This window comes from Silicimonas algicola (genome assembly GCF_003970735.1).
In the GTDB taxonomy this organism is placed as follows: domain Bacteria; phylum Pseudomonadota; class Alphaproteobacteria; order Rhodobacterales; family Rhodobacteraceae; genus Silicimonas; species Silicimonas algicola.
On the sequence record NZ_CP034588.1, the window covers coordinates 2,067,189 to 2,080,227 of the forward strand.

Below are 13,039 nucleotides of genomic sequence, written 5' to 3' on the forward strand. Positions count from 1 at the left end.
ACATACGGACGGAGATGTTCCCGAAGGCTTGGGCCGCCGACGGGGCGTTGGCCATGATCCGGCTCGGACAGCGGCGGTGAGGAACATCGCAGCGTCGGCTCTGTTTCTGCGATCATCGCCATATCGGAGGTAAGCCATGCAGGAACAGTTCGCTCCCGGGACGACATTTCCGGACTTCGTTCTTCCGGACCACACAAAGACGAAACGCAGGCTTTCGGACCTTCAGGGCGATCAGCTTATGGTGCTGTTCCTGACAAGGGGCTTCTTCTGCCCCAAGGACCGGCAGCATGTACTGGAGCTGGTGCGCTTTCATCCGCAGATGGTGGTGGGTTACACGCAAGCCGTGACGATCACGACGGACGACTGGCACACGACCAACAACTATCGGCAGCAGACCGCCGCGCCCTGGCCCTTTCTCTACGACGAGGATCGGGTGGTGCAGAAGCAACTCGACATCAACGAATACACCGACACCCAGCATGACGTCATGATTCCGCACACCGTCGTGCTCGGACGCGACCTGCGGGTCCACAAGGTCTACAACGGGTATTATTACTGGGGCAGGCCCTCGATGTCCGAGTTGCACTCCGACCTGCGCGACCTCGCCCGTCAGACCTACGAGGATTGGGACATCACCAAGCCCGCCCTCCGGAAGAAGTGGGACGAGGGCGACATGTCTCACTTCTATCCCTACGGCGACGACTCGGTCTCGATGCACGAGCTCATGCTCGAAATGGCGGGGGCCATCGACCAGTACGCCGGAAAGGCGAAGCACACGGGCTAGTCGCCCGCGGCATCGTAGGACAGCGAACGGACAACGCTCATCAGGCGCCGGACATTGCGACGGCTACGGATCTGTCGCGTTCTCAACGTCTCGGGGGCGAAGTCCGGTCCGCTTTGTCCGAAGCGGACGCGAAATTGGCGCGATGCCCCAACCGGCGTGTCCGTCGCCGCCGTTTCGGCCAACACGGACAGGGTAACGCGAGCTATCTCGTCAGGCCGGGAAAGGTCCGAGGAAAGCCATTCGGCCAATTCCCTGCGATCGCAAATCTTCGAGAAACCTCCGCTGCTCATGGGTCCGTGCGTGGTGACCATGGCTGCCTCTCCGCTGCTTGGATCGACGTTTTCGCATCGATCCGTCAGCTCCAGAACGCGGGTTTTGGTGCCGGCCTCCACCTCGGCGACGATGTCCGAAATGAAGATCGGTTCGAGGCCGAGGTTCGAGACGAACATGGTGCCATCCGCACTTTGGGAGATGTGGATATCGGACCTCCTCTGGCGTCGCAGGCTCTGAGCGAAGACATGCAGATAGGCGATCCATATCACCGTCATGGCGGCGTCCAGAGCGAGCCTCAGCACCTCGCCGTTCTGCGAAATCCATTCGCTCATTGGCCTTGTTTTTCTGGGTTCATCATTGGCTTCCCAACATCGAACCCGGTCCGTGGTTCCCATCATTTGGGCCGGGACCGATGCAGCGGAACGGTCAGGAACATCGATGCTTGCCTCCTGTTCTGGTGGGACAAAGCCAGAGGAGGCAACGCAATGAGACGTCAATCACGCGAGCCGCAAGACAACGGCAGGGAAAACTGGGATCGCGACGACAACCGTCGCCAGCAGATGCGCGGTGCCGGGTCCGAGTACGACCGGTCCGACGAACAGTATCGCTCCAGGTCCATGAGCGGCCAGGACATGCGGGACGATGACCCGCAACAGGGGTCGTCCGGCGACTATGGCCGGTCCGATGATGGCCAGTACGACGGCCAGCTGCCGGGTCGCTACGGTCAATACGGCGGCCAGGAGCGGGGCGGTTATGGCCAATATGGCGGTCGCGAGCAGTCCGGCAGTTTCAACCAGGGCCGTGGCCGGGACTACTCCGGACGCGTCAGTTCGCCGGGACACTCGGGAGGCTATGAAGTGAGCCGCCGGCAGGATCCGGGCTATCGAGACGACGACGCCGACCGGGGCTACTCCAGCAGCGGCGGGGGCTACTCCGGCGGCGGCGGGGGCACCATGCAGGGTGGGGGCCAAGGCTCCCGCGGGTACGGAAGCGGCGCGGGAGGCGCTTATGGCGGAAGTGGATACGCCTCCGACTTCGCAGGCGGCGGACAGCCCTCGTCCGGAGAACGCCAGAACCACCGGGGCCGCGGTCCAAAGGGCTACAAGAGGTCCGATGACCGCATCAGGGAGGACGTCAACGACCGGATCACGGACGACGGCTCTCTCGACGCCTCAGATATCTCGGTCGAGGTGAGCGACCAGGAGGTCACCCTCAACGGTACGGTTCAAACGCGTTGGGAAAAGCGCCGGGCCGAGGACTGCGCCGAGTCGGTCAGCGGCGTCGGTCACGTCCAGAACAACCTGCGCGTGAAGTCGTCGAGTGACGAGACGACCGCCAGCCAGGCGTCTTCCTCCTCCGACGGGACCAAGAGGTCGCGGTGACCTGTATTCCAAATCAGGGTGAAGCCTGAACCCGAATTGGTGGCGGCCGGAGCAACCCGGCCGCTCCTGCGTTTGCCCAAGTCGTTTCGGCAGCTTCGCGAGACAAGCGAAAGAAGCACGGGCTGCGCCGCCGGTACGACCGATGCGGCGCAGCCCGATGTCGCGTCAGAAGTCCCAGAAGCCCTCTTCCCCGTAATCGTCGCAGTACGCCGAAGCTTCGGTTTCCTCGAGGTTTCCGCTCTGGTCCGCGTCGTACCGGCCATAAACGCCCTCGTTGAACTCTTCCTGCGAAAGGTCGCCGCTCGCATCTGCGTCCCACTCGTCGAACATTCCGTTCTCGTCCATTCCTGCCGAGAACTCATCCTCGCTGAGGTCGCCGCTCTGGTCGGAGTCCCAGGCCGTGTAGTCGTCGCTGACAGAAAAGCCGGCCTGCTGTTCCTCTTCCGAGAAGGTGCCGCTGTCGTCGCGGTCATAGCCCCCGTAGAGACCGGTGCCGACCTCGTCCGAAGACAAGGAGTCACTGGTGTCGACGTCGGCATTCCCGAACCAGCCACGCTCATCGTTGGCCACTCCGAATTCGTTTTGATCCAGCATCGCGTCGCTGTTGGTGTCCCAGTCGCCATGGCAATCAGCCATCGCGGGAGTGACGCCGAGGGCCACCACCAGAACGGACGCGGTCGTCAGGTATTTGGAGATCATCTTCATCTGCTGTTCCTCCTATTGGATTGCAAAGGCCTATCGTGGGCAGCGCGCCCACAGGCACTTCGGGAACGTCGGAGGTGATATCCGACATCTGCACAGAACAGCGGCCCGCTGCTCATGTTCCCGAGCTTCCGACGGTATGGAGCTGCTTTCCGACCGGGCGCTTCGCGATGTGCCGCGCGCCGGGCCTGCAAAAACGGAGGTCTCGCCTTGATGTGAGGTTGGATGAGCGTCGCTCTGCCTAGGCAGGAGAACGGCTGGTTGAGATGAACAGAGAGGAACTTTAAAAGCCTGCTCGGGTTCAATTGATATAGTTCGGCACATTTCCCCGTCATTCCCCGTATAGATAGACGCCAGGCGGGAGCGCAGGCTTCAGCCGCATTGCTTCAGGGTGAACATGCTCGATGTCACTACGAACGAAGGGCGACCCGAAGGGCCGCTGACCCCGGTCTGCGCGATCGGGGCGTCGGCCGGTGGCGTCCGGGCGCTTCAGACCTTCTTCGAAAGCGTCGATCCGGACCTCGGGTTGGCCTACGTCGTCATCGTCCACCTGTCTCCTGACCACGATAGCCAGTTGAGCGAGATCCTGACCGGCCGCACCAGGATGCCGGTCCATCAGGTCGAGGACTCGCCGAAGCTCGAGCCGAACTGCGTCTACGTCATCGCGCCCGACCGGGAGCTTGTCATCGAGGGCAACAACGTCGCATCGCGGCCCTTTACCGAGCCGAGGGGACATCGCGCGCCGATCGACATGTTCTTTCGGTCCGTGGCCAGCGGGCGGGGCGACGGCTTTGCCGTGGTGATGAGCGGTGCCGGATCCGACGGCTCTGTGGGTGTCCGCAAGATCAAGGAGGCCGGCGGCGTCATCTTCGTGCAGGACCCGAGCGAAGCCGAGTTCAGCATGATGCCGCGCAGCGCCATCGCCACGGGTGTCGCCGACTTCGTCGAGCCGATCGAACGCATGACGGGTCTCATTGCCGAGGTGGCGCGCAGCAAGGACGCACTTCGCCGGTTGAAGGACGACGAGGCCAGGGACGCCGTGCGAGAGATCCTGGCGTTTCTTTATGCGCGGACGGGCCACGACTTCTCGAACTACAAGCGGGCCACGGTGATGCGCCGGATCGCCCGTCGCATGCAGGTGACGCGCCGGACCAGTCTCGCAGACTATGTGGATTACCTGCGCGAGAACCCGGAGGAGGCGCAGGATCTGTTCGGAGATCTCCTGATCTCGGTCACCGCGTTCTTTCGCGATCCCGCCGCCTTCGAGTCACTGGCCGAACATTCCCTTGGGCCGCTCACCCGGAAGCTCGACGGAGAGTCGAAGATCCGCGTCTGGTCGGCCGGATGCGCCACCGGAGAGGAAGCCTATTCCATCGCCATGCTTGCGGTCGAGGAAGCCGAGCGACAGCAAGTCGTCCCTGCAATCCAGATCTTCGCCACCGACCTTGACGAGGGCGCGCTGGCCACCGCGAGGGAAGGTCGATACCCGAAGGCGATCGAGGCCGACGTTTCGCACGACCGGCTGAAACGCTTCTTCATCGAAGAAGGCACACACTATCTGATCCGGAAGGAAATCCGGGAAATGGTCCTCTTCGCGCATCACAGCGCACTCAAGGACCCGCCCTTCATCCATCTCGACCTCGTTGCCTGCCGGAACCTGCTGATCTACCTCGAGCGCGAAGTGCAACATCAGCTTCTCGCCCTGTTTCATTATTCGTTGGAGCCGGGCGGCTATCTTTTCCTTGGATCGGCCGAAAGCGCCGATACCGATCCCAAACTGTTTGCGCCCTGCGACCGAGAGGCGCGGGTCTATTCCGCGAAATCCAAAAGTAGACGCAGCCTCGACCTTCTGATGCAGCTCCCCCCCGAACACCGCTCGCCGTTTTCGCCGGCGCGCGATCTCGAAGCAGGTGTTCATGCGAAGCCATCCCCGGTGGTCCATGCGGCGGCGCTGGAACAATTCGCGCCACCGAGCATCCTGGTGGACGACGAGCACCGCATCCTCAACCTCTCCAAGTCCGCCGGCCAATTCATCCGGCCGCCCGAGGGGCCCTTCACGTCGGACCTGCCCTCGGTCCTTCGCGCCGAGTTGCGTTCCGAAATCGTCCCGGCACTGAACCGCGCGTTCGAGGCCGGAGAGCCACGCTGACGCTGCCCGTCTCCGTCGCTTTGAACGGCGACGCGAGACGGGTCGTGATGCACGTCCAGCCCGTCGCCGCCGAGGGGCAGGGGGGGAAACAGGCGCTGGTCCTCCTCATCGATACCGGCCCCGCTTCGGGCGACCGGGCGCCAGAGGTCTCGGGCGGGGATGTGGCAAGTTCCGAGCGCATCCGGCAACTCGAGGCTGAACTCAGGACCACGCAGGACCGTCTGGGCTCAAGCCGGCGCGAGCACGAGAGGTCGCACCAGGAGCTTCGCGTCGCGAACGAGGAGCTTCAGTCGATCAACGAGGAATACCGGTCGACCGCCGAGGAGCTCGAGACCAGCAAGGAAGAGCTTCACTCGATCAACGAGGAGCTCTCGGCCGTCAACAGCGAACTCAAGGACAAGCTCGACGACGTCGCCTCCGCTCACAGCGACCTTCAGAACCTCATCAACGCGACCGACATCGGCACTCTCTTCCTCGATGCAAAGCTTCGCATCAAGATGCTGACGCCGGCGGTCGAGCAACTGTTCAGTGTGACGGACAGCGATGTCGGCCGACCCATCACCGACTTCACCCACAAGCTCGCGCACGACGGAATGGAGCGGGAGGCGGCAAAGGTCCTGCGTGACCTCGTGCCGGTCGAGTCCGAGGTCGAGACCCGCGACGGACGCTGGCTGATGATGCGGCTGCGGCCATACCGGACGGTCGATGACAAGATCGAGGGCGTCGTTGTCAGTTTCGTGGACATTACCTCACGCCGCGAAACCGAGAAGCGGCTGCGCGAGAGCGAAGCGCGCTATCGCCGTCTCTTCGAGTCGATGGACGAGGGATACATCCTGGCCGAGGTGATCCGTGACCACACCGGAAAGGCAGTCGACGTTCTTTACGCCGACGCCAATCCCGCTGCCGTCCGGCTGGTGCACATCGATTTCAAGGGCAAGCGTCTCTCGGACGTCGGCGGCGATTTCGAGCCTCACTGGTGGATGCTGCCGACCCGCGTTCTCGACTCCGGCAGGCCCGAGCACGCCGAGCTTTTCGCCAAGCCGCTGGATCGCTGGTTCGGCGTCAGCTTCAGCAAGTTGGACGACAGCCGCGTCGCGATCCTGTTCCAGGACATCAGCGAGCGTAAACGCCATGAGGCGGAACGCGAGATGATGATGGGCGAGTTGAACCACCGCGTGAAGAACATGCTGGCGGTGGTCCAGTCGATCGCGAGCCAGACCCTTCGCTCGTCGCCCGATCCTGCCGACTTCGTTCCGGCCTTTCAGGAACGCGTGCAGGCCCTGGGACAGGCGCACGGTCTCCTGACCAAGGACCGCTGGCGCCGGACCGACCTGCGTGAGCTTGCCGACGCCGTCCTCGGCAGCTTCGTCGACGGCCAGCACAGGCTGGTGCTCGAGGGGCCGGAGGTCCGGCTGTCACCGAATGCCGCCATCACGATATCGATGGCGCTCCACGAGCTGTCCACCAACGCGCTGAATTACGGGGCGCTCGCAAGTTCCGACGGGACGGTGCGCCTGTCCTGGGAGTTGCGCGAGGACCAGGAGGGGCAGCGCCTGGAAGTGTCCTGGAGCGAACACGACGGCCCGAGGGTCGAGGCGCCGGAGCGCGAGGGGTTCGGTAGCCGGATGCTGGAGCGGGGCATTGCTTATGAACTCGACGGCAAGGTGACACTCGATTACGCGCCGACGGGACTCACCTGCCGCATGTCGTTTCCTGCCGAAAGGACTCTAAGCCATGACTGAGAAGCCCCTCACCATACTCGCCGTCGAGGACGAGGCTCTGATCGCGATGGAGCTGGAGGATCTGCTTCAGGATTTCGGCTATCGCGTCGCCGGCCCCGCTTCCACGGTCAGCGCGGCTCTGGCGCTGCTTCAGGGGTGTCATCCCGACGCCGCGGTCGTGGATGCGAATCTTGCCGGCGAGTCGGCGTGGCCCATCGTCGAAGCGCTGGAAAAGGCCGGAATACCTATGGTCGTGGCATCCGGATACGAACTCTCCGAGTTGCCCTTCGCCTTCAACGGTCCCTTGGTCAGCAAGCCCTACCGAGCGAGAAACGTGGGCGACGCGCTGAGCGTGGCCCTTGATGCCTCCAGCCGGGACAGACCGCCTTCAGAGTGATGTCTGGCTAGCCGCAGGACTTTCGCACGTCGCTGACGGGACTGGCCCCTGGGTGGTGGCAAGACCTCGCTGCATTCGCTGCAGACCAGGACCCCTGACCTACCGATTGCGGCTGGAACATATTCCGAAACCTTCTGTTCAGGAGGTTCACCGCGCTCCACGCACCGGCGGACCACCACCCGCCGTCGATGCGGAGCGGTAATGAAAGGAATCGACATGAACATGAACATGACATCCAAACTGGCAATGATATGTGCCCTCGGCCTGGCGGCTCCGGCAGTCGCCCAGACGTCCGGGACCACGACCGAAGGTACGTCGACCGGCAGCGGCGCGGACTCGTCGTGCCTGATCTCCTTCGACGTCTCCGACGACGACGGCAACGGCACCGTCTCGCGGGACGAATGGGCCGGCTGGCGCGAGCAGAACTTCTCGGCAATGGACGCTGACGGCAACGGCGAGATCAGCCAGGAAGAATACGCGGAATGCACCTCGGGCCTGACGCCGACGATGCAGCAGGCCAGCAGCGGCAGCGATGCCTCGGGGTCGTCCAGCGACAGCGGCAGCATGGATCCCCAGTCGATGCGCACCGCCGACAACATGGGTGAGGCCGACACCGACCAGAGCGGCACGGTCAGCGCGGACGAGTACCGCCAGGCGACGCAGGACGCGCAGGCGGGCGGCAGCGACGGCGTCCTGGTGCTGCGGCGCTACATCCTGTTGCCGAGCACGATGTCCGACAGCGACCTCGGCAGCATGAGCCAGACCGAGACCGAAGCGCGGTCGGGGCAGATGTTCCGCACGCTCGACACCGATCAGAGCGGCGACCTGAGCCAGAAGGAGTGGAGCGTCGAGGGCTCCATGACGGCGGACATGTCCGAAAGCTATGGCCAGCAATTCAACCAGATCGACGCTGACGCCTCGGGCAGCCTCAGCCGCGACGAATTCATGACGTCCGGCGACGCGCAGTACGACGACGCCGTGAACGCGATGGGCGGCATGTCGGGGACGACGGGTTCCGATGCCTCGGCCAGCGGCACGACGTCCGGATCCACCACCGCCGGCAGCAGCGACACCGCGTCGGATAGCTCCGCGAGCAGCACGGACATGGATACCTCGGCTTCGAATGAGCCGGGCGTGTTCCACCTGTTCCTCGTGCCGAGCGGCAGCCAGTCCTGACGGCCGCTTCAGTCGCTTGAACAGGCCGCCCGGTTTTCCGGGCGGCCGATTCCGTTGAAATCGCCCTAGGGCGTCAGACCTCGACCAGGACGCGCCCGCCCTCGACCCGGACCGCATAGGTCCTGAGGTCGACGCAGGCCGGAGCGCGCAGAGCCTCGCCCGTGCGATAGTCGAAGGTCGCGTTGTGCTTCGGGCACTCGACCTCGTAGTCCATCACGAGGCCGTCCTCGAGATGAACCTTCTCATGCGTGCAAAGCCCGTCGGTGCAGAAATAGTCGTCGGCCGGTCCGCGATAGATCACGAAGGTGCGGCCCTCGTGGTCGAACCGTGCCAGGTCCTCGGCTTGGATGTCGTCCGCCGCGCAGGCGTCCACCCAGCTTGCCATGTCGCCTCCTCCTCTGGATCCTCTTGGTCCCGGACCATATCCGCCTCTCGCGCTCAGGGAACCTCGTTCGCAGAACGTGTCACGAATGCGCAGAGAGAGCCCACGCCGCATTGACTGCGCCCCCTTCGGCGCGACAGGGTCGCCACGAAACACGCATCAGGAGGATCGGCGTGGACTTCGCGATCAATCACATGACCGCGCCCCGTCTGGGATGGCGCGCGCTACTGGAGCAGGCGTCGGGCCTCGGCTGCGTCGGCGTCGAGTTCCGCAACGATCTTCCGACCCCGCTCTTCGGGGGCGAGGCGCCCGCGAGCGTCGGCGAGACGGCGCGCGGCATGGGCCTGCGCATCGTGGGCCTGAGCCAGGTCTACCCGTTCAACAGCTGGTCCGACGCGATCCGGGACGAGGTGACGGCGCTCGTCGCCACCGCGAAGGCCTGCGGGGCCGAGACGATCAGCCTGATCCCGCGGAACGACGGCACGGGCACCGGCACCAGCGAGCGGCAGGCGAACCTGCGCGTCGCGCTGAAGGAGATCCGCCCGATCCTGGCCGAGGCGGGCATGGTCGCACTGGTCGAGCCCCTGGGCTTCCGGCGGTCGTCGCTGCGCTCGAAGGCCGAGACGGTCGACGCGATCGAGGCGGTGGGCGGCGGCGACGTCTTTCGGATCGTCCACGACACCTTCCACCATTTCCTCGCGGGCGAGACGGAGTTTTTCCCCGAGCACACCGGCATCGTCCACGTCTCGGGCGTCACGGACCCGACGCTCGCGCCCGAGGAGATGGAGGACGAGCACCGCGTTCTGGTCGGCGCGGACGACAGGCTTGGCAACCTGGCGCAACTGCGGGCGCTGGTGGCGGCGGGCTATGCGGGCCCCGTGTCGTTCGAGGCCTTCTCGCCCGTGACGCACGCGCTGGACGATCCGCAGGGCGCGCTCGCCGCGTCCATCGATTTCATCCGGTCGAGGATGGCCGACAAGGACTGACGCGCACGACCGTCGGCCCTTGGGGTCTCCGGCACGAACCATTGGGGCGCGCCTGCCCGGACCGACGGCGAGGACGCGGCGGCCGATATCGCCGGAGCTAAGACCCAGGGGCAATTCGCGACAAAGGCGGCTTGAGTCGCGGGCAAGAGCAGCGATTGCGCTGGCCGGGGCCACCGCGACCCCGGCGACCCTTGCAAAATCCTCGCGGGCATGGCCTGAAAGGCGCATGACACGCTGGGTTCTCGCACTTTCCGCAACGCTTTGGGGATCGCTCGCCGCCGCGGGCGAGGCCACTGTCGCTGTCGCCGCCAACTTCCTCACCACAGCCGAGACGCTGGCCGAAGCCTTCGAGGCCGAGACGGGGCACCAGATCGTCATCACCCACGGCTCGACCGGCCAGCTTTATGCCCAGATCGTGCAGGGCGCCCCCTTCGACATCTTCCTGTCGGCCGACGAGGAACGCCCGGCGCGTCTGAAGGAAGAGGGCCGCGCGACAGAGGTGCGCACCTATGCGCTCGGCCGTCTCGTCCTTGTCTCGCGCGCGCCCGTCGATGCCGCGACCGTCGGCGAGGCCGTCGCGGGTCGGACCGTGGCGCTGGCCGACCCGACCGTCGCGCCCTACGGCAAGGCCGCAACGACGGCGATGGAGAAGCTGAGGCTCGACACCGCCACCTTCCGTCCCGTCCTCGTCGCGAACGTGGGGCAGGTGGCGACGGTCTTCGTCACCGGGAACGCCGACTTCGCCTTCGTGTCGGCCTCGCAGCTTCCCGCGATGGCGGCTCCCTCCACGATGGACCTCGCCGATTTCGTCGCGCCGATCCGGCAGGACGCGGCCCTTCTGGACCGCGCTCAGGGCAACGACGCCGCGCGCGCCTTCTGGGACTGGCTTGCCTCGGACGCCGCCGCCGGCACGATCCGAGATGCGGGCTACGGCGCCCCCGGCGCATGAGCGTCTGGCCCGCAGTCTTCCTGACGCTTCAGCTTGCCGCAGTCACGACGGTAATCCTCCTGATCATCGCCTTGCCCTTCGCCTGGTGGCTGGCGACGACGCGGGCGCGCTCACGGCCCCTCTTCGAGGCGATCACTGCCCTGCCGCTGGTCCTGCCGCCGACCGTGCTGGGCTTCTATCTCCTGATCCTGATGGCGCCCTCGGCGCCGCTCGGCGGGCTCTGGGTTCGTCTGACCGGCGACACGCTCGCCTTCAGCTTTCCGGGCCTCGTCCTCGCCAGCGTCATCTATTCCTTCCCCTTTGCGGTGCAGCCCCTCCAGACCGCCTTCGCGTCGGTTCCGCGCCCCGTTCTGGACGCGGCGCGGACGCTTGGCGCCTCGCCGCGCGACGCCTTCTTCTCGGTTTCGATGCCGCTGGCGCGTCGGGGCCTCATCACGGCCGCGGTCCTGTCCTTCGCCCATACCGTGGGCGAGTTCGGCGTCATTCTGATGGTCGGCGGCAACATCCCCGGCAAGACGCGCGTCATCTCGATCGAGGTCTTCAGCGCGGTCGAGACGCTGGACTACCGCACCGCGCATATCCTGTCGTTCTGGCTCCTGGCGCTGTCGCTGATCGTGCTGGTGCTGGTCTATGCCTTCAACCGGCGGGGAGGCGCGGGGCTTGGCTGAGACGCTCGAATTCCGGATCCGGCTGAGACGGGGGGCGCTGTTCTCGCTCGACGTCGCCGAAGGCGTGCCGCTGAGCGGGATCACGGCGCTGATCGGTCCGTCGGGCGGGGGCAAGACGACGCTTCTGCGGGCACTGGCGGGCTTGGAACGCGCCGACGAAGCCACCGTACGCTTCCGCGAGCAGACCTGGGACGCGCCGGGGATACGGCTGGCGCCCGAGGACCGGCATGTGGGCTTCGTGTTCCAGAACCCGGCGTTGTTCCCGCATCTGTCGGTCGCCGAGAACCTGCGCTACGGCGCACGGCGGCGCGAGGTCAAAAGCTATGACGCCATCGTCGACGCGCTGGATCTCGGCGCGCTGATGACGCGCGGCGTGGCGGATCTCTCGGGCGGCGAGGCGCGGCGGGTGGCTCTGGGGCGGGCGCTGGCGTCGAACCCCTCCGTCCTTTTCCTCGACGAGCCGCTGAACGGCCTCGACACCGCCCGCAAGGCCGAGCTTCTGCCCTACATCGGGCGCGCCGTGGGCGAGGCCAAGGTGCCCGCCCTTTACGTCACCCATTCCGCGACCGAAGTGGCGACGCTGGCCGACCGAGTGCTCGGGATCGCGGGTGGACGGCTGACAGGCTGGCGGTCGCCGCCCGCGCGGCTTCGCGCCGTCGTCACCTCGGTCACCGGCGGGCTGATGCGGGTGCGTATCCTCGGGGCCGATCCGGGGCAGGGGGCCGACATGACGCTGCCGCTCGTCGCGCGCATGGGCGAGACGGTCGGGCTTGGCCTGCCTCTCGACAGCGTGCTCGTCTCGACCTCGGATCCCGGCCGCAGCGACGCCAGCCTCTGCCTGCCCGCGACGGTCATGGGAACCTCGGGCGGGCTGGAACTGGACGTCTTCGGCCAGCGGGTGACGCTGGCGCGCGGAGGGCCTCACGCGGTCGGCGCGAGGCTGTGGCTCTCGGTTCTGCGCGTGTTGCCCCGGCCTGACTGAGGTCGCGATTCGGCAGGATTCCGCCGACGCGTCGCCAATGGGCTCTCTTCGAACCGATTGATCCACCGCTGCGAACGACTTTGGCTCAAATTTTCAGCGCCACAATTTCGCCTTCTTTCGGCCAGGTGAGATCGGCGTTTGGTTCTCCTTGCGAAACAAACCGCAGGTTGCCCCAAAGTCAGGTTGATGAGAGCCACGCCTCCAACCTCCGGGGATCGCGCCGCAAACAGCCGATGCACAAAAGTGCGGGGTGTTTCCCCAATCGCCACAATCCCGCAACCTGACCGAGAGTGCCTTGCCACAATTGGTTGTCGCGAGGCTGCCTGACCCCGGATTTGCGCCACCTTTCCGCCCTTTTTCCTTGGGCGGAGCCACGCCATTGGTTAAGTTTCCGTTACCTCGCTGGGGGGTAAGTTGTGCGGCGCTTGGGGGAGCCGCGCAGGCTCCGTAGGGCGACCTGCGGAGATGGGTATCGAGTGCTGCCATTC

The 13,039-nt window shown here is 65.5% G+C and carries 13 protein-coding genes; 10 read left to right on the forward strand and 3 right to left on the reverse strand.

Annotation, left to right across the window (positions count from 1 at the left end; translation table 11 throughout):
• Positions 1–136 precede the first annotated feature (136 nt).
• On the forward strand, positions 137–784 hold the full coding sequence (locus EF888_RS10280) for a redoxin domain-containing protein (RefSeq protein WP_109758914.1): 648 nt from the start codon (positions 137–139) through the stop codon (positions 782–784).
• On the opposite strand, the gene EF888_RS10285 is transcribed toward EF888_RS10280, so the two are convergent.
• A complete protein-coding gene (locus EF888_RS10285) occupies positions 781–1,389 on the reverse strand; it encodes a hypothetical protein (RefSeq protein ID WP_109758915.1) in 609 nt (202 codons plus the stop codon). The genes EF888_RS10280 and EF888_RS10285 overlap by 4 nt on opposite strands.
• A gap of 153 nt (positions 1,390–1,542) precedes the next feature.
• On the opposite strand from EF888_RS10285, the gene EF888_RS10290 reads away from it, so the two are divergent.
• The gene (locus EF888_RS10290; RefSeq protein ID WP_241239866.1) at positions 1,543–2,439 is read left to right on the forward strand and encodes a BON domain-containing protein; all 897 of its coding nucleotides are present in this window, start codon (positions 1,543–1,545) and stop codon (positions 2,437–2,439) included.
• 165 nt (positions 2,440–2,604) lie between these two features.
• Here the strand turns inward: EF888_RS10290 and EF888_RS10295 are convergent, their stop codons facing one another.
• Positions 2,605–3,144 carry an EF-hand domain-containing protein gene (locus EF888_RS10295; RefSeq protein ID WP_109758916.1) on the reverse strand — a complete coding sequence of 180 codons (540 nt, stop codon included), beginning with the start codon at positions 3,142–3,144 and terminating at the stop codon, positions 2,605–2,607.
• 394 nt (positions 3,145–3,538) lie between these two features.
• On the opposite strand from EF888_RS10295, the gene EF888_RS21785 reads away from it, so the two are divergent.
• The 4 genes from EF888_RS21785 to EF888_RS10320 all read left to right on the forward strand — a co-directional run bounded on the left by EF888_RS21785 (position 3,539) and on the right by EF888_RS10320 (position 8,584).
• On the forward strand, positions 3,539–5,290 hold the full coding sequence (locus tag EF888_RS21785) for a CheR family methyltransferase (RefSeq protein WP_164721642.1): 1,752 nt from the start codon (positions 3,539–3,541) through the stop codon (positions 5,288–5,290).
• Between the two features lie 47 nt (positions 5,291–5,337).
• Complete coding sequence (locus tag EF888_RS10310; protein WP_126918551.1) at positions 5,338–7,032, forward strand: HWE histidine kinase domain-containing protein; 1,695 nt, start codon at positions 5,338–5,340, stop codon at positions 7,030–7,032.
• Positions 7,025–7,408 carry a response regulator gene (locus tag EF888_RS10315; protein WP_109758919.1) on the forward strand — a complete coding sequence of 128 codons (384 nt, stop codon included), beginning with the start codon at positions 7,025–7,027 and terminating at the stop codon, positions 7,406–7,408. The genes EF888_RS10310 and EF888_RS10315 overlap by 8 nt, the downstream gene beginning before the upstream one ends.
• Positions 7,409–7,609: 201 nt before the next feature.
• Positions 7,610–8,584 (forward strand): hypothetical protein, encoded by a 975-nt coding sequence (locus EF888_RS10320; protein WP_109758920.1) that lies wholly within the window; start codon positions 7,610–7,612, stop codon positions 8,582–8,584.
• 73 nt (positions 8,585–8,657) lie between these two features.
• On the opposite strand, the gene EF888_RS10325 is transcribed toward EF888_RS10320, so the two are convergent.
• The gene (locus tag EF888_RS10325) at positions 8,658–8,969 is read right to left on the reverse strand and encodes a MocE family 2Fe-2S type ferredoxin (RefSeq protein ID WP_109758921.1); all 312 of its coding nucleotides are present in this window, start codon (positions 8,967–8,969) and stop codon (positions 8,658–8,660) included.
• 170 nt (positions 8,970–9,139) lie between these two features.
• Between EF888_RS10325 and EF888_RS10330 the strand changes: the two genes are divergently transcribed.
• From EF888_RS10330 to EF888_RS10345, 4 genes are all read left to right on the forward strand, one after another.
• The gene (locus tag EF888_RS10330) at positions 9,140–9,952 is read left to right on the forward strand and encodes a TIM barrel protein (protein ID WP_109758922.1); all 813 of its coding nucleotides are present in this window, start codon (positions 9,140–9,142) and stop codon (positions 9,950–9,952) included.
• A gap of 226 nt (positions 9,953–10,178) precedes the next feature.
• Positions 10,179–10,901, forward strand: coding sequence for a molybdate ABC transporter substrate-binding protein (gene modA, locus EF888_RS10335; protein ID WP_109758923.1), 723 nt, complete (start codon positions 10,179–10,181; stop codon positions 10,899–10,901).
• The gene (gene modB, locus EF888_RS10340) at positions 10,898–11,569 is read left to right on the forward strand and encodes a molybdate ABC transporter permease subunit (protein ID WP_109758924.1); all 672 of its coding nucleotides are present in this window, start codon (positions 10,898–10,900) and stop codon (positions 11,567–11,569) included. The genes modA and modB overlap by 4 nt, the downstream gene beginning before the upstream one ends.
• Positions 11,562–12,551 carry an ATP-binding cassette domain-containing protein gene (locus EF888_RS10345; RefSeq protein WP_164721643.1) on the forward strand — a complete coding sequence of 330 codons (990 nt, stop codon included), beginning with the start codon at positions 11,562–11,564 and terminating at the stop codon, positions 12,549–12,551. Before modB ends, EF888_RS10345 begins: the two co-directional genes overlap by 8 nt.
• The last annotated feature ends 488 nt before the right edge of the window (positions 12,552–13,039 follow it).